Source organism: Bacteroides sp. NGMCC 1.200775, from assembly GCF_040798045.1.
GTDB lineage: Bacteria > Bacteroidota > Bacteroidia > Bacteroidales > Bacteroidaceae > Bacteroides > Bacteroides hominis.
Window position 1 is genome coordinate 1 of the sequence record NZ_JASCQK010000009.1, and the last position, 17,274, is coordinate 17,274.

The window sequence follows — 17,274 nt, forward strand, 5'->3', positions numbered from 1 at the left end:
AGCAAAGAAAGCAAGCTTTCTTCCTGATGCCCCTCGACTTGCATGTGTTAAGCCTGTAGCTAGCGTTCATCCTGAGCCAGGATCAAACTCTTCATTGTAAAAGTATTGTTATATATCCCAATAAGGGACAATATTAGCTCTGTTCAGGATGTCGAAAATTTATTGACGGTCATTTTTCATATACCTATATAATAAGTATTGACGGTTCTAAATTTACTTGTACTACTTGTATTGTTTATCAATTTTTCAAAGAACTCTTCTTTCGATTGCGCTTCGTTTCAAAAGCGGGTGCAAAGGTAAAAGGTTTATTTTAAAACACCAAATGTTTTTGGAAGTTTTTTTTTAAAATGTTTTCCCGGTCTGTTCTCTGGCTCTCTTAGCGAAAGGGAAAGGCACCGGAATAAACGCCTTTTATCGCGAATCGGACTGCAAAGATAACGAATTTTAATATTAAACTCCAAAGAAAAAGGAGATTATTTTTGTTGTTCGTTAAGGCAATCAATACGCACTTGCAACATGTCAATTTCAATCGGCTCTCCGTCTCTTGGAAAGCGGGTGCAAAAGTACGCGATTTACCAATACAAGGCAAATATATAAGGAAGTTTTTTTGAATAAAAATATAAATTTAGATGTAAAGGACTGAGGGAGAGGTAGGTTTTAAAACATACTTTTAAAAGAGGGGGAAAGGGAGAGCAAAGGGGGACACATTATTATAATATATAAGGGGGAATACTTGGAAAACAAGGAGGGGGGATTGATTGGGGAGGGAGGGGAATCTCTGTGTTGGGAACGAACCGCCAGGCGGTTTCAAATTTCTCCGGGGGGGATATGGGAAAGGGATTCTCAGGGGGCACCCGGATAAATGTGTAACTGGGTCAGCAGTTAAATATCATTGATAATCAGAAGAGTATATTTACCTGAATTTTATTCTTGATGTAAAGCCATTTACCCGGGCATGTAAAAGCATTTACCTCAGCATGTAAAGCCATTTACCTCGGCATGTAAAAGCGTTTACCCCGGTTGGTAAATGGAACCCGCATTCAAGGTTACGGGGGTACGCGCGTAAAGGCAGCGTCAAGGCAACGTATGCTTCGGACAGACCATGCTTGAGGGAAAGCGCCGGCGGAAGGAAAGGCGGGAGGACAAGGTAAAGGACAGACACCGTCTATTCAGGAAGGCGGGAGAAAGGGAATAGCGGACAGGGAATGGCGCGGACGGGGGCAAAGAATATCCCAAGCGGCAAATAACAAAGGACTTCCGGAAAAAAGCAGAGCATTTTCAAACAAACAAGCGGGGATATGAAAATGCTTTTTAAGGGGAAAACTGACAAGAAATAGAAAGTATACTTCTGAATACGAGGGAATTAAGAAAGATTTTCAAGCGATGGCAGAGGGTGGAAGATGGAAGATGAGGGTGGAAGATAAACGGGCTGAAAACGCGATCTTCCACCAGGGTAAATAAATGATAATCAGATAAAAAGATTGAAAAAGGTGGAAGATGGAAGATAGAAATACATTTCACGGATGAGAGGACAGAAAAGGCACTGTCCACGATTTTACCCCTATTCAACCGTATTCCAATAAAAAAGAGCATTTTCCGAAAAAACATATTAAAGAAAGATGCTTCACAATAAGCAAAATAAAAATTAAAACTACTCTCCTACATTGCAAACTATTTAGTTATATTTGCAATCTAAACATATCTTATACTATAGATAAAAGAAATAAGTCCGCTAAAAAGAATGCAGCCTAATCATCTTACTGGAAACACAGAAAAGCTTTTCAGACATATATTCTATATATTATGTAAGAATGCTCCGCTTCTCACAAACCTATGTCATTGCAGAAGAGGATGCAGAAAACATAGTGCAGGATACCTTTCTTTATCTGTGGGAACATCTGGACCTACTGAAAGACATAGAACATCTGGATGCCTTTCTTTTCACACTGATCAAAAACAGATGTTTAAACTTTCTGAAACACCAGTCGTATATTCAGGCTAAAACCTGTTCACTGAAAGCAGACGAAGAGTTGGAATATCAACTGAACCTATATGCTTTGGAACAGTTCGACGAAGCTGTCTCCTCCATTCCGGAAGTAGAAAATCTATTAAGCCAGACAATGCAAAAGTTACCTGAACGTTGCAGAGAAATTTTTCTCCTCAGCCGGATAGAAGGATTAAAATATAAAGAGATAGCCGAGCGTCTGAACATATCCGTCAATACTGTTGAAAATCAAATATCTATCGCATTACGTAAACTCAGATCAGAACTTAAAGACTATCTTCCCTTACTTGTTTTTATTATTTAGAAGATTTTTTTATATTTCCTTTGGTGGTAAATGCATCCCCGATTGTCTTTACTGTAAAACCACTCAAGGAACCATGAATGATGAACTAAAAAAATACTTCACAGGTGCCATGTCAGCCACCGAAAAAGCGGATTTTTTGAATAGACTCCGGAATAATCCGGAAGCTAAAAAAGAATTTGCACGCATGAAAGCTGTATGGGCCATCTCCGGACTCACATCACAGGAAGGAGACCGGGAAAAGACCGCAACAGGTATAGCTGAATTCGGCAAACGACTGAAACGACGTTCTATACGCCGCTTCCGTATCGGGCTTCTAAAGTATGCAGCCGCAATCTGTCTGCTGGTCACCACTACCTGGTTTATTAGCAACAGATATGCACAGATCGGACAAAAAGACTTATGTACAGAAATCAATGTCCCTAAAGGGCAGCGAGTCAACATGACTCTTCCGGACGGTACTTCCGTATGGCTAAGCCCTCAGAGTAAAATCAAAATCCCCAATGCATTCAACCGGAAGATCCGTACGGTAGAGCTAAATGGCGAAGGGTATTTTGAGGTGACCAAAAATGCCAAAAAACCTTTTATCGTAAAAACGCAACGGTTCAACATACAAGTATTGGGTACCCGATTCAACGTATTCGCTTATGCCGGAAAAGAGAATAAGTTTGAGACCTGCCTCGTAGAAGGCCGTGTGTTGGTCTATAACAAAACCAACAGGAACGAGAAGGTATACCTCAATCCTCACGAGAAAGTATCGTTGGTAAACAACCGCATGGTAGTGTCGACCTCTAACTTCGATAATGAAGAATACCTAAAAAGCGGCATCTTTAGTTTCCGTTCAAAACCCTTCGGAGAGATTCTGAATTACCTGACCCTGTGGTACAACGTACAGTTCAAATTCACCGGAGATGTGAAGCTGGATGAACGAATCTCCGGTAAAATCCGGCAAAGCGAGGATGTGGACAATATCCTGATAGCCCTGCAAGGAGTATACCACTTCAAATTCAAAAAAACAGATGACGAGCATTATGAGATTTATTAAATACCAATGTCTAACCTTTAAAAACAAATCAGCACTATGACTTAGATATTTTTCACCCCAACAATGGATAGTGTGACAAAAAAGGGTGAGCGCTACCAACACTCACCCCCGAAAGAGTCAATACTATCTTTTATCCATCTCGAAATAGACCTATAGTATTAATCTTTAAACGTACGACAAAGTTGTGAAAAAAAACTTGTTGCAGAAATGGTATGTCCATCAACAACTTGAATTAACACATATTATACGAATTATGAAACTGTCCGTGTTCTTTATATTCGTTTTTCTCTTTCAGCTCCAGGCTGGTAACGTAAAATCGCAGGAGGCTCGTGTAACTCTCTCCAAGAGTAGTCTGACTTTCGGTGAGTTAATGCGTGAAATCGAGAAACAGACTAATTATCTGTTCATGTATCGTGATGCCGAAATTGACCTTTCACAGGAAGTCGAGGTAAAAAACACCCATGCCACTGTAACGGAAATCCTGAAAACGGCACTCAGAAACAAAAAACTGACGTATAAGTTCTCCAATAACTACATTTCTCTGTATGTAGACAAAGAAAAAGCGTCCGAAACGACAATCACCCAGCAAGAGCGCAGAATCAAAATCAAAGGTGTGGTGATCGATCAGATCGGTGACCCGATTATCGGAGCCAACATTTCGCTGAAAGGGCAACCGGGAACAGGAGATATTACAAACATTGAAGGAAACTTCACGCTGGAAGTGCCAGAGAAATCAGTATTAGTGATTTCATACATCGGCTACCTGACTCAGGAAATACCGGTGAATGGCAAATCGTCTTTCAATATCCAAATGAAAGAAGACACTAAAACCCTGGACGAAGTAGTGGTAGTAGGCTATGGCTCACAGAAAAAACAGACTGTGACTGCTTCAGCCTCTACGCTAAAGGTATCTTCGCTCAAGAATGTACCTACTGCCAATCTGGCCTCCTCACTCGGAGGACGTGTCAGCGGGGTGTTGATCCAGCAAACCGGCGGTGAAGCCGGATACGATGACCCGACCATCATTATCCGTGGTTCCAGCTCACCTACCTCCTCTTCTCCCTTGATTGTAGTGGATGGTATCATCGGACGCAGTATGGCTCAACTCGACCCCAGTGAAATCGAGAGCATGACGGTATTAAAGGACGCCTCTGCCGTAGCCCCTTACGGTGCACGCGGAGCAAACGGTGTAATCCTTATCACTACAAAGCGTGGTAAAAGTGGCAAAGCACAAGTAGACTATAACTTCAAAGTAGGTTTTGGTACCCCCACCCGTATGCCTGAGATTGCCAGTTCTTATGATCATGCACGCTTCATGAATGAGGCTTGGCGCAACAAAGAAATGGATTTGGGCGAAGACCCGGGTATGTATGGCATTTATAATGAAGAGGAGTTACAGAAGTTCAGAGATGGTTCCGACCCCTACGGTTATCCTAACACGGACTGGAACAAAGAGGTATTGCTCCCTCGCGCCTGGCAACAGATGCACAGCCTGACGGCAAGCGGCGGTTCTGATAAGGTGAAATATTTTGCAGGATTCGGCTATGTGAAACAGGATGCCCTCTATGGTGACACACGTACCAATGAATCGACCTCCGGTTTCAACCGATATAACGCACGTGTGAATATAGACGCCAACATTGTGGACAAATACCTGAATCTATCGGCAGATATGGCCTATCGCCAGGAAGACAGAAACAGTATTGCCGGCAGTACTTCCGATGTATTCAATAATATGCACCGTAACCCGCAGACAGATCCGGGACGCTTTCCGGACGGCAACTTAGGTAAAGTGTCACTGGGTGTCAATCCTATCGGCCTGGCTACCGAAGGAGGTTGGGTCAAAGATCGTAAAAGTGTATTAAACACACGCTTCATGTTGGATTTCAATGTCCCGGAACTCGAAGGTCTGAATCTGAAGGGTATTTTCTCCTACGACAAAATATTCAACAGCATCAAGAGATGGACCACTCCGGTAGACTTCTATGTGTGGAACAAAATTACAGGAGAATATGACGGACACTCACCGAACCGCGAAGGTGCGGAACTGAAACAAACGTACTCTACAAGTCAGGCCATGACGTTTGAGTTCCAGGCAGCCTATAATAAAACCATTGGGCAGGATCATCAATTGGGAGCATTATTTGTATTCTCACGTTCGGAAGGAGCCGACGAAAACTTCTGGGCCTCACGTACCAAATATCGTATTTATTCCATCCAGCAACTGTTTGCCGGACCAGACAAAGACAAGGATAATAGCGGCAGTGCTTCCGAAACCGGTAAGATCGGTTCGGTATTCCGTCTGACCTACAACTATAAAGAGAAATACATGCTGGAAGCGAACGGACGCCTCGATGGTTCGGAAAAATTCCCGAAAAACAAACGTTATGGCTTCTTCCCTTCTGTATCGGCTGCCTGGCGTATATCGGCAGAACCTTTTATGGAACCCTTCTCGGAAGTGCTTAGCAATCTGAAACTAAGAACTTCATGGGGACGTGCCGGCACAGACAACATCGGACAGTTCCAATATATGTCTGCTTATGGTACAGGCGGCGATGCCGTATTCGGCGGTCAGAATCCGGAAATCGCTCCGGGATATACTGAGACCCGTTTCCCGAATCCTAACATTACATGGGAAACTTCTGAAATGTTCAATATCGGTATAGATGCCTCGTTCTTCAACGGAAAACTCAATCTGGAAGCGGATTGGTTCTATAAAAAGACAAACGACATCCTGCGTGAACGTACAGATATGCCGGCTATCCTGGGATATAAATTACCGGCTGCCAATGTAGGTAAAGTAGACAACAGAGGTATCGACCTGAACATTACGCATCGCAATCATCTGCGCGATTTCAATTATTCCGTTGCAGGTAACCTGACCTGGGCCAGAAACAAAGTGATTGACCTGCTGGAACCTGCCGGAGAGAAAAACAACCCGAGACAGCGCAGTACCGGACACTCCATGAGTCAGTACTTCGGTTACGAAGCACTGGGACTGTTCCAATCTGACGAGGAAGCCAATAACTGGCCTCAACCGCAATTCGGCAAAGCCAAGGCAGGCGACATTAAATACAAAGACCAAAACGGAGATGGCATCATCGACGCAGAAGATAAAATAGCTATCGGACGCAGCAATTATCCGGAATTGGTATACGGACTAAACCTGAATGCCGAATGGAAAGGTTTTGATGTAACCTTCTTCTTCCAGGGGGCAGCGTTGGCAGACTTTTACTACAATGGTTACCTGGCCTTCCCATACATAGAGGGACGCGGAGGAGCTTTGCTTGAACATCACATCGGTAACACCTGGACACCAGAGAACCCGAAAGCGGAATTTCCACGCCTGTATTACGGAGGCAACGCCAATAACCAGTTGTTTTCTTCCTTCTGGATGCGTAATGGTTCATACCTCCGCCTGAAGAATGTAGAAATAGGTTACGACTTCAAGAAACTGCTACTGTCCAAGGTATCCGAAATTCAAGGATTGCGTCTTTACTTCAGCGGTTCTAACCTGCTGACCTGGTCGCAAATAAAATATTTCGACCCTGAGTTGCGCTCTACTGACGGAAGTGCTTATCCTCAAATGAAAACCTTTGTGTTTGGTGCTAACATTACATTCTAAACTTAAAAATTGAAACGTGATTATGAAAAAGATAAATACAGCCCTGTTCTGCATATTTGTATTGCTCTTCTGTTCGTGCGATGTATTGAACAAAGCTCCACTGGACGAAATCGCCGACGATTCTTTCTGGTCGGACGAAACACTGGTGAAATATTACGTAAACGATCTATATAGTGAGATTTCCGTAGACGGACTGCAATTACAGGAAAACCGAAGTGACAATTCTGTCTCAGCACAACGGGATAAATATCGTGCAAGCTGGTTCAAATTCAACTATGATATGGTCAGCGCTTCCGCCCCTCAGGATGACGATGTATGGGAAGATTATTACGTAAAGGTACGTAAATGCAACCGTTTTTTCGAACGAATCGGTACGTCTACCATCGAAGAAAGCGAGAAGTCAAGACTTACGGGAGAAGTTCACTTCTTGCGTGCCATGTTCTATTTCGAAATGGTAAAGCGATATGGCGGTGTCATTCTACTGGATAAAGTACTCACCATGGAGGATAACTGGGAAATTCCCCGTTCGTCCGAGAAAGAATGTTATGACTTCATTCTGGACGACCTCAAAAAGGCAACCGAAATGTTGCCGGCGTCTTATGGTTCAAGAGAAAAGGGACGTGCCACCAAAGGTGCTGCTTATGCACTGAAATCAAGAGTGGAACTGTATGACAAACGCTACGAAGACGTGATCAAGAGTTGTGCCGAAGTATACAAACTGGGATATGAACTGGTAGATGGCACTACTCCGGAAAAATACCGTTCTATCTGGTGGACTACCAACAAAGATAACAAAGAAATCATCTTCGACATCCAATACAAAAGCCCGGATGTCTACAACAACATGATGGTGTGCAACATGGTGACGTATATCAACGATAAATATGGTGATCGCGGATGGGGCGGCCTCGGCCCGACCCAAGAACTGGTTGACGCATTTGAAATGGCAGATGGCTCACCTGCCACGCAATACTCACAGGCTCCCGCCGATCAGGTATTCGACATCAATACTTGTGGCATCTATGAAGGACGTGAACCAAGATTCTATGCCAACATCGTTTTCCATGGTTCCCAGATTTTCTTCAATGCAGATAAGGGTGCTGTAACTGTAGACCGCTATCTGATGGATACTCCTGATAAAGGCGATGGTTCACTTACCGGATACAATGTTTGGAAATGGATCGATTATGATAACTATAACTATCCGTACGCAGGCGCCAGCAGTCCGGACTTCAGTACCAACTGGATCATCCTCCGTTACGCAGAGATTTATCTGAATGATGCAGAAGCGCGCCTTGAGACCGGTGATGTAGAAGGTGCCCGGAAAGCCGTCAATGTGATTCGTCAACGAGTAGGCTTACCTGCGCTTACCGAATCCGATCCGGCAAAATTGCGTGAACTGATTCGGAAAGAGCGCCGCATCGAGTTTGCTTTCGAGGAACAACGTTTCTACGACGTACGCCGCTGGAAAGTCGGTCCCGAAACCCAAACGACCCTGCATGGAGTGCGCTTTGTCTCACCGACGGAATTTAAGATAACCAAAACAGACATCCGTACCTGGAATGACCGTTTGTACCTGACACCGATTCCTCACGGTGAAATTGTCCGCTCCAGCGTACTGACACAAAACCCGGGATATTAACGATTAATTTCATCACATTTTAAATATAGCATGATTATGAATAAAATAATTTCTATACTGATTTGCTGCTTTGTTGCCGGCTGCCTCTTTGTCTCGTGTGAACAACCCGACATACCGGACGTACCGAATTATGACAAAACGGAAATATTGACTTTTAAAGTGTATAACCAGGATAAAGAAGAGATCGGTACCCCTGTTATTCTTTCGGATGAAGGTATCGTCTCCATTACCGTAGAAAACGGCACTGACCTGTCCAACGTCTTTGCCACCTGCACACTCTCTTCCGGAGCCACCCTGTCCCCTTCACTCGGAGGCTATCAGGACTGGAGTGGACTGAGCAAAGAGTTTACTATAATTTCGGCCAGTGGTAAACGTTCAAAACCATGGACCGTGACTTTCAAAACCAAATAAATTCATAATGAAATATGTAATAATATTCATCCTCTGCATCTGCTGCTCCCTGCAGATGCAGGGTAAACTTCCTGCCTCAAAAGGCGGGAAGTCTAATCTCGCCCTCTGCCTCGACGGGAAAGACAATAACGTACGGACAGGTATGGGAATTCTGGAACCTTCGTGGACCTTGGAGTCCTGGATTAAAGGTAACGACTGTAAATGGGACAGTCTTGAAGTTATCATCGGAGGAGGTGAATACAGTGAATTGAACTGGGTGGACTATCTGCCTTTGGTCGTAAAAGAAGGCAAACTTCACTCTACCCGTGCCAATCTTTCGGTACCGGAAGCATTGGATGACCAATGGCACCATGTGGCACTGGCTTGTGACGGAAAGCAGACCATACTTTATCTTGATGGAAAACAAGTGGCCAAAGCCGATACGGCAATTTCCATCCTTCCCGGTGCTATCGGAGTTCACGATGTATATTATACTTTCGGCGGATTGATTGATGAAGTACGCATTTGGCGCAAAGCTTTACCGGAACAAACGATCCGTCAATGGATGAATCGCCCCGTAGAAGCCAGTCATCCCGCTTTTAAATCCTTGTGGGGATATTATAACTTCGACGACCTGAAAGAAGAAACATCCATCAATTGGGTAGGTAAAGGACATCAAGCTTACCATATCCGCAATGGGCGCAACAAATACAATGGAAAAGCTCCGCTGGCTTATGCAGTCCCTAACGATAATACCGCATTTAAAGAGTATGACGGAAAACAACAGTTATTCAATGCAGTAGTCATCCAAAGTGAATGGGATGTTGATCAAGGAAGCAAAGACGACCAGGCACTAAAACTGAGAATAGCCGTACAAGGTTCCCGGAAACCGCTGAAACTGACAGAGCTGAAACTCGATTTCACCGGCACGACCACTCTTGCAGATATTGAGCAAATCCATATTTATTCTACCGGAAGTGAGGCACGATCCGTGCAACGCAAAGAACTGTTTGGCAACGGGCATACCCCCGAACAGTCAATGACTCTCTGCCCGGAGCAGGGAGAAGAGATCCTGTTACAACCGGGGATCAACTATTTCCTTCTTACATTCGACGTCAGAAAAGAGGCAACTCCCGGACATACATTATATGCCTCCGTACCTTCTTTCCGCCTAAACGGAAAACAGTATATTCCCGAAACAGCTACCGAAGAGGTCCGTAAACAAGTGACTTGCAACAACCAAACACATTCCAATATAGTAAAAGTGCTTCAATGGAACATCTGGCATGGAGGTATTCATCTGGGTAACGAGGGGCAGCAGCGAGTATTCGACCTGATCCGAAGCACCCATGCAGACGTGGTCATGATGCAAGAAGCATATGGCATCCAACAAATGCTGGCAGATTCATTAGGGTATCATCTCAAAACCCATTCTCTTAAAGATAACCTGGCCATGTACAGCCGCTTTCCGTTGGAACCCATAGCATGGCGGGAACCCTTCAAATCGAACCCAGCCAAAATAACCTTACCAAACGGTAAGCGGATAATGCTTGTAGACTGTTGGCTCCGTTATGCCTACCGTCCGGAATATACAAGTGGTTACGCTGAGAAAGGACTGGATCCTTCTGTCTGGGTCGCTGAAGATTCCATATTGGCACTGCCCGATATCCGCAATATCTATACAAAGGATATTGTACCGAACCAGGAAACAGACATGCCGGTCATTATCACCGGTGACTTCAACTCATGTAGCCATCTTGACTGGACAGAACGAGCCAAACCATTGCATCACGGATACGGTCCGGTGGCTTTCCCCGCTTCCCGCTATATGTTGGAAAATGGTTTCAAAGATAGTTTCCGTGAGAAGAATCCGGACGAAGTTGCATATCAGGGAGGCACTGTTGCCGCCATCTACGGGCAAATGCAAATGTCACGTATCGATTTCATCTATTATAAAGGAGGGCTGAAAGTATTATCATCCAAAATAGTACGTACGGCTCCCGAGATAGATTATGTGTGGGCATCAGACCATGCAGCGGTACTTACCGTCTTTGAGGTTGAATAAAATGATAGGCACGGATCGTGCAGATTCCACAGAATCAAGAGTATCTGTTTATCTGCCACATCCGTGCCTAAAATAGATCAATACTGTAGAGCAGGCTACAATATAATGCGTTTATAGGGTTCCTTCTGATAATCTTTAATCTTTACTTTCCGCCAATCCCAGCTGCTTCCATTGCTTGGTGAAATAACTCCGGCATCCGGATATTTATTATAAAGATCGATTGTTTTTACTTTCTTTGGCAACTTCGGGAAAACGAGTGTCAACAACACAGAACGTCCTTCACAGCCTTCTACCCACAGTAATTTATTCATTTCAATGCCATGCGCCTCTTCCAGAATCGGATATTCATCACCTGTTCTGGAATCAACAAGACACAATCCCTTACCTATGACCAACCAATGACGGTCAAAATGAATAGGTATATTCAAGACAACCAACGTCTTCTCCGGTAAAGTTTCAATTTTCTGAATTCGAGACTTTCCGTCACCCCGGCGTGAAGAAACGGCTAATTGACTTGCATTAAGAGTTACTTCTTCCAATTTATCGGAACGCAGTGGACGCCCCTCTCTATCATACTCAGCTATTCGGGCGGCAGTCGGAAGGAAATCGTCAACTTTCAGATTCTCCAACCTCCATGAACTGCCATTGGGAGGTGTCAATCCCCTTTCTTCCGGGAAACAATCGCGGATACTAATCTTTTTTACCTTTCGGTCAAGAGGAGGAAAGACCAGTGTAAACTCCAGCATTTGCTTTTCTTGTCCCACAACCCAATAAGTCTGATTTAGTTCAATTCCGCGGGTAAGTGAACGAATCTTATAAACATCTTTCGTATCTTCGTCTACTATGGACAATCCCTTTTCGAACTGTAACCAGTGCCGGTCATAATATATCGGTATGGCCAAAGTAACGCGTGTATCTTCTTTCGTCCGTTCAATAAAGCGTACATATATACTTCGTTTATACGGTGCACGCGACAATACAACCTGATCTGCAGGTAAATCGACGCCAACAGTATAATCAGCCTCTTTTCCGTGCAGAGAAGTCTGATTCGGTTTCTCCTCCGAGAGCGTATCCAGCATTTTCGATACAGGAGTTGTAACCTTAGCAAGTAGTTGACTGGATCCGGATTTAACTAAATGCGCCTCTCCCGACTGTATGTAATGAACTATCTTTGGGGAGTCCAAAAGCAGAAAACACTTTTCATCACCTACGCTATCCATCTTTTTTTCGTTAGATACGACTTCGGGAGTTTCTGCTTTCATCGAAACAGATACCATCGGCAATACAGGTTCAATCAGAACCGGCTTTTCCGTAAAAGAAAATAAAGCCAATACACCCGCACACAAAGGAAGCAACGCTATTTTGCGCACTCCGGCGAAACGTTCTTTATATTGATGTTTCATCATGATAAATCGTTTTTTAATTAATGAATTATGAAAACCATTTGCAACCTTCGGGCTGTATCCCATCAACTCTTCGAATAAGATGCTTTGATATTCAAATAATTCAATCTCACCGGAAAGCAAACAACGGTCCACTTGAAATTCATGGAGAGCCCGCAGTTCACGCTTTACCAGCCAGACAAACGGATTAAACCAACATAAGATGGATAAACCTTCAATAAATAAAGTGTCCCGATAATGATGATTACGAATATGTGCCTTTTCATGGAGCAGAACTATACGCAACACTTCTCCTTCTAACTTCCGATTGATAAAGATCATCCGGTAAAACGAGAATGGTGAAACGACTTCATTGTTACGCACGATACAAATCCCATCAGCCTCCATCGTACAACTTCCCCAACGCTTCAAACGCCAGATACGTGCCATTTCTACCAATAAATGCATCAAAAGGACAAATACTCCCAATCCATATACAATCCAGACTATTTGCCAGTAATCCCACGAAGCATAAAAAGGCTCTTCCGCTATTTCTTCTTCCACTCGGGGTACAATTGCTTCACTAACCTCCGCCTGCACTGCTGCGAGCGTATCCGGTTGTATCCCATCATTTTCTACTTGTACCAATGAAGTCTTATCCATTTGTGTTTCTTGCTTTACAATCACCCGTTCCATCTTTATCGGCCGCACCACCTCCACCGGATAAACCGGGATGCGTACCACCGATACAGCTCCGGCCAGCAGTACCGAAAAAAGCAAATAATTCCGGCACTGGTTAAACGGGGCTTTTCGATCGAACAACAAGTAATAGCACAGCCATAACACAAATGAAGCTCCTATGAAACGAAGAATAGCCCATTCGCTACAATCAATATCGATCATACCTTATTCCTTTTTGTTTTCCTTCAACATTTCAATCAGTTCGTCGATCTCCTGTACCGACATCTTTTCTTTTTTGGTAAAGAACGAAACCATCGCCTTCACCGAACCACTGAAAAAGTTATCTACGACCCGGTTCATAAAACGATTCGTATAGCTCTCTTTTGAAACCAACGGATAATACTGATAATTCTTTCCGAAACTACGATAAGCTACAAAGCCTTTGTTTTGCAATACACGTAGTACGGTAGAAACTGTATTATACGCCGGACGCGGCTCTTCCAAATCCTGTAAGATTTCATTCACAAAAGCATTTTCTTTCCGCCAAAGCACCTGCATGATCTGGAGTTCTGCTTTTGTCAATTCTTTCTGTTCACTCATACCAAGTAATTTTAGATTATACTTCTATTCATCAAGTATTTGGGATACAACCTGAATGGAATGGCACAAATATATAACTATAAATATAGACACAAAACTATATTTATAGTATTTCACATTAAAAAGCAAGTATTTAACAATAAATAGATCATTTTATCCACATAATAAGAAAAGGCCACCTTTAAACAAAGGTGACCTCTCCATTTTAATCGAGCATAAAACGCAATTACCCCATCATTTCTTCGGCAGCTCCTTCAACAAGCAATCTACCGCAGCTTTCAATTGTGCATCTTCTCCCTTCAACGAAGCAGAAGGTTCATTATAAATCAGCACATCCGGTTCGAGTGTCTGATTTTCCAGATAGTTACCCTGCATATCCATGCAGCCTACCTGCGGAATACCAAATACAAGACTCGGATCAATCTGGCGTTCCCACCATACAGCTGTCATAGTTCCGGCTACAGGAGTACCTACCAGTTTACCGATACCTAATGTCTTATATACATAAGGAGTACCATGCGCATTACTGTAATTGTCTTCACAAACAAGCATACATGAGGGCTTCAGCCACTTATTGAACGGATCGCTACCTATATATTGTCCGCGAGGAACAAAACGCTGATATTCTTTGCCACTAAGGAGAGTCACCACATCGTCGTGCAACCAACCACCACCATTGTGGCGAACGTCTACAACTACGGCTTCTTTGTTACGGTAGCGCCCCAACAGTTCGGAGTACATCTTACGGAAACTCTGACTATCCATGCCCTTGATATGTACATATCCCAAACGACCGCCTGATAACTCTTCTACTTTCTTGCGATTGCGCTCTACCCATCGTTTATACAGCAATTCGCGCTGCGCACCGTAACTAATCGCCTTCACTGTCTCTTCAAAATGCTTTTTTGTAGCAGGATCGTAAACAGAAAGCAGCACTTTACGCCCTACTTTTCCTTCAAATAACGGGAAATAATCTTCTCCTTTTTTGATTGGAGTACCATCTACTTTTTCAATGATACAACCCGGCTTTACATCTGTTTTCTTCAAAGTGAAAGGACTCTGCTCTATGATTTCCTTTATTTTCAACCCGTCACCGGTATAAGTATCGTCATAAAATACCCCCAATGAAGCTGTAGGTAACGCCCCTCCTACACCAGAGTACCGAGCTCCGGTATGTGAAGCATTCAACTCTCCGAGCATCTCGCTCAGCAGTTCGGCAAAGTCATAATTATTGTTGATATGTGGCAGGAACTTTTCATAAGTCTTCTTATACAAAGGCCAGTCTACTCCCTGCAAATCCTTCACATAGAACTTATCGTCTACCTGCTGCCAAACATGATCAAAAATGTAAGCACGTTCACCACCCGGCTGATAGTCGAAGAAAGATTCAAATGCAATAGGCGTTGTCTTGCTACCGGCTATTTCAATTTTCTTCATACCTCCACCGGTACACATAAAGATATTCTCACCTTTCTTATCGGGCAACAGCGAACCGCCTCCGACACCTTTCAACAGAATCTTTGTTGAATTCTCTTTCAAATCGTGTTCCCACAAATCATAACCGCTTTCAAACGCTGCCAGATAATAGAGCTTATCACCTTTCGGAGTCAAAACAGCATCACCCATGAAAGAAGAGTTGACAGTCAGACGCACAATACGATCGAATCGATTATCAAGATCGAATTTCAGTGGCTTCACTTCCTCCTTCTTTTCTTCCTCTCCATCCTTCTTACCTTTGGCGTCTTTTTTCTTATCACCTTTTTTATCTTCTTTCTTTTTCTTCTCAGCTTTTTCTTTCTCAGCCTTTTCCGCTTTCTCGGCTTCTTCAAGCAAAGCAAGGTCTTCCTTATTCATGCGGAAACGATCGTAAGCATCTACATCAAAAAACATGATGTAAGCGTCATATTGAGCACCCCAGCTGCCATGACTACGGTATCCGGCACGGTCACTGAACCAGACCATTGCTTTGCCACCCAGAACCCATTTCGCATTTCCGTCTGAGTAACCGCTTTCGGTCAGATTATGCATTTCTCCCTTACCATCGGCGTTCAGCAACACAATATCTTTATTGTTCCAGCCACCGATACCAATAAATTCGGAAAGAATCCATTTACTATCCGGACTCCACTCAAACCACTGGTCACCATCACTGTACGAATACTGATATTGGGCATCCATTACCGTACGTACCTTCTTAGTTTTGAGATTGATGACGCGAATTGCCGTACGGTTTTCAAGGAAAGCAACTTCTTTTCCGTCCGGGCTATACTTCGGATTGAACGAAGCTATATCCGAATTGGTCAGACGTTCTTCTTTTAACTCTGTAGCATACGTGAACTGTTTCTCATCTTTCCGCACGATACTTGAAGTATAGAGCTGCCAGAGTCCTCCACGTTCCGAAGCATACACCAAGCTACGCCCGTCGGGTGCAAAATCGATTCCACGTTCCTGACAAGGAGTGTTCGTTATCTGTTTTGTCGTTTTATATTCTACCGAAGTCACATACACATCTCCTCTCAAAATGAAAGCAACCTCTTTACCATCAGGAGATACAGCCATTTCAGTAGCCCCACTGGTCTTTATCTGGCGAATCAAATCTTTATCATTTCTGTCTGACAGAATTTTCACAGATACTTTCTGCGACTTACCACCGGGAGTCAACGTATAAATCTCACCATCAAAACCATAACAAAGATTACCATTGGAAGCCATACTGAGGAAACGTACCGGATGCTGCGTGTGATGCGTCACCTGCTTGGATGCATTCGATCCCGGAATACGCTGGTAGATATTGAACGAACCATTCTCTTCACTCAAATAGTAGAACGACTTTCCGTCCGGTGCCCATACCGGTTCACGGTCTTCACCGATGAAAGTGGTTTGTTTTTCATAGCGTGGAGTCTGTCCAGGCTGAAGCATCCATATATCACGGGCAATCGGTGACTTCTGGTGCTTACGCCAGTAATCCTCATATCCTTTTTTATCTTGATAAAGAATAGCCCCTTCCTTATTAATGGAGATGCACTCCATCGGCATAGATGAAAACATCACAGGACGTCCTCCCGTAACCGGAATCTGATATATCTGCTGGAATTGTCCATTCGAAGGAAAACCGGCATCTTCGGCAGAAGGCATGATGTCGGCAGTAAATAAGAGCTGTCCCGCATCACTGAAAGCTACCGGAGTTTCACTGCCCGAGAAAGTGGTCAGGCGGCGAGGCTCGCCTCCTTCTTTCGACACAATGAATACATCCAGACTTCCCATACGGTCGGACGCAAATGCAATCTGTTTACTATCGGGACTCCAAATCGGGGTTGTATCAAAAGCCGGATTGGTAGTGATCTGTGTAGCTTTGCCACCGGACACCGGTACTATGAAAATATCACCTTTATAGGTGAAAGCAATGGTAGTTCCATCGGGAGAGATAGCACAATGACGCATCCACAACGGACCCTCTTGTGCCCAAAGTGCTCCGGCAAACAAAAGAGCCGCAGCACTCATGAAGAGTTTTCTCATAATGTATTATTTAAGTATATTA

At 43.8% G+C, this 17,274-nt stretch carries 9 protein-coding genes and 1 rRNA gene; 6 read left to right on the forward strand and 4 right to left on the reverse strand.

All coding sequences use genetic code 11. The features are described from left to right. A 16S ribosomal RNA gene (locus QK890_RS18080) occupies nucleotides 1–98 on the reverse strand; the annotation flags it as partial. Nucleotides 99–1,811: 1,713 nt separating this feature from the next. On the opposite strand from QK890_RS18080, the gene QK890_RS18085 reads away from it, so the two are divergent. The 6 genes from QK890_RS18085 (at nucleotide 1,812) to QK890_RS18110 (ending at nucleotide 11,073) form a co-directional block, all read left to right on the forward strand. Continuing rightward, nucleotides 1,812–2,309 carry an RNA polymerase sigma-70 factor gene (locus QK890_RS18085; protein ID WP_005821941.1) on the forward strand — a complete coding sequence of 166 codons (498 nt, stop codon included), beginning with the start codon at nucleotides 1,812–1,814 and terminating at the stop codon, nucleotides 2,307–2,309. Between the two features lie 73 nt (nucleotides 2,310–2,382). Next, the gene (locus QK890_RS18090) at nucleotides 2,383–3,351 is read left to right on the forward strand and encodes a FecR family protein (protein WP_367627495.1); all 969 of its coding nucleotides are present in this window, start codon (nucleotides 2,383–2,385) and stop codon (nucleotides 3,349–3,351) included. 184 nt (nucleotides 3,352–3,535) lie between these two features. Beyond that, the gene (locus tag QK890_RS18095) at nucleotides 3,536–6,976 is read left to right on the forward strand and encodes a TonB-dependent receptor (RefSeq protein ID WP_367627496.1); all 3,441 of its coding nucleotides are present in this window, start codon (nucleotides 3,536–3,538) and stop codon (nucleotides 6,974–6,976) included. Nucleotides 6,977–6,998: 22 nt separating this feature from the next. Next, entirely contained in the window at nucleotides 6,999–8,618 is a 1,620-nt protein-coding gene (locus QK890_RS18100; RefSeq protein ID WP_367627497.1) for a RagB/SusD family nutrient uptake outer membrane protein, read from the forward strand. 36 nt (nucleotides 8,619–8,654) lie between these two features. Further along, nucleotides 8,655–9,029, forward strand: a complete 375-nt coding sequence (locus tag QK890_RS18105) for a hypothetical protein (RefSeq protein WP_367627498.1) — start codon at nucleotides 8,655–8,657, stop codon at nucleotides 9,027–9,029. A gap of 7 nt (nucleotides 9,030–9,036) precedes the next feature. Then, nucleotides 9,037–11,073 carry a BNR-repeat neuraminidase N-terminal domain-containing protein gene (locus QK890_RS18110; protein ID WP_250717078.1) on the forward strand — a complete coding sequence of 679 codons (2,037 nt, stop codon included), beginning with the start codon at nucleotides 9,037–9,039 and terminating at the stop codon, nucleotides 11,071–11,073. Nucleotides 11,074–11,168: 95 nt separating this feature from the next. Here QK890_RS18110 and QK890_RS18115 read toward each other — a convergent pair whose 3' ends face one another. From QK890_RS18115 to QK890_RS18125, 3 genes are all read right to left on the reverse strand, one after another. Next, on the reverse strand, nucleotides 11,169–13,358 hold the full coding sequence (locus QK890_RS18115) for a M56 family metallopeptidase (RefSeq protein WP_367627499.1): 2,190 nt from the start codon (nucleotides 13,356–13,358) through the stop codon (nucleotides 11,169–11,171). 3 nt (nucleotides 13,359–13,361) lie between these two features. Further along, nucleotides 13,362–13,736 (reverse strand): BlaI/MecI/CopY family transcriptional regulator, encoded by a 375-nt coding sequence (locus QK890_RS18120; RefSeq protein WP_005782501.1) that lies wholly within the window; start codon nucleotides 13,734–13,736, stop codon nucleotides 13,362–13,364. A 234-nt stretch (nucleotides 13,737–13,970) separates the two neighbouring features. After that, on the reverse strand, nucleotides 13,971–17,252 hold the full coding sequence (locus QK890_RS18125) for a S41 family peptidase (RefSeq protein ID WP_367627500.1): 3,282 nt from the start codon (nucleotides 17,250–17,252) through the stop codon (nucleotides 13,971–13,973). Between the last annotated feature and the right edge of the window lie 22 nt (nucleotides 17,253–17,274).

Excerpts from the sequence above, each read along its gene's own strand:
- QK890_RS18090 (WP_367627495.1), top strand. The coding sequence starts at position 2,383 with ATGAATGATGAACTAAAAAAATACTTCACAGGTGCCATGTCAGCCACC.
- QK890_RS18110 (WP_250717078.1), top strand. The coding sequence starts at position 9,037 with ATGAAATATGTAATAATATTCATCCTCTGCATCTGCTGCTCCCTGCAG.
- QK890_RS18125 (WP_367627500.1), bottom strand. The coding sequence starts at position 17,252 with ATGAGAAAACTCTTCATGAGTGCTGCGGCTCTTTTGTTTGCCGGAGCA.
- QK890_RS18105 (WP_367627498.1), top strand. The coding sequence starts at position 8,655 with ATGAATAAAATAATTTCTATACTGATTTGCTGCTTTGTTGCCGGCTGC.
- QK890_RS18100 (WP_367627497.1), top strand. The coding sequence starts at position 6,999 with ATGAAAAAGATAAATACAGCCCTGTTCTGCATATTTGTATTGCTCTTC.
- QK890_RS18085 (WP_005821941.1), top strand. The coding sequence starts at position 1,812 with ATGCTCCGCTTCTCACAAACCTATGTCATTGCAGAAGAGGATGCAGAA.
- QK890_RS18120 (WP_005782501.1), bottom strand. The coding sequence starts at position 13,736 with ATGAGTGAACAGAAAGAATTGACAAAAGCAGAACTCCAGATCATGCAG.
- QK890_RS18115 (WP_367627499.1), bottom strand. The coding sequence starts at position 13,358 with ATGATCGATATTGATTGTAGCGAATGGGCTATTCTTCGTTTCATAGGA.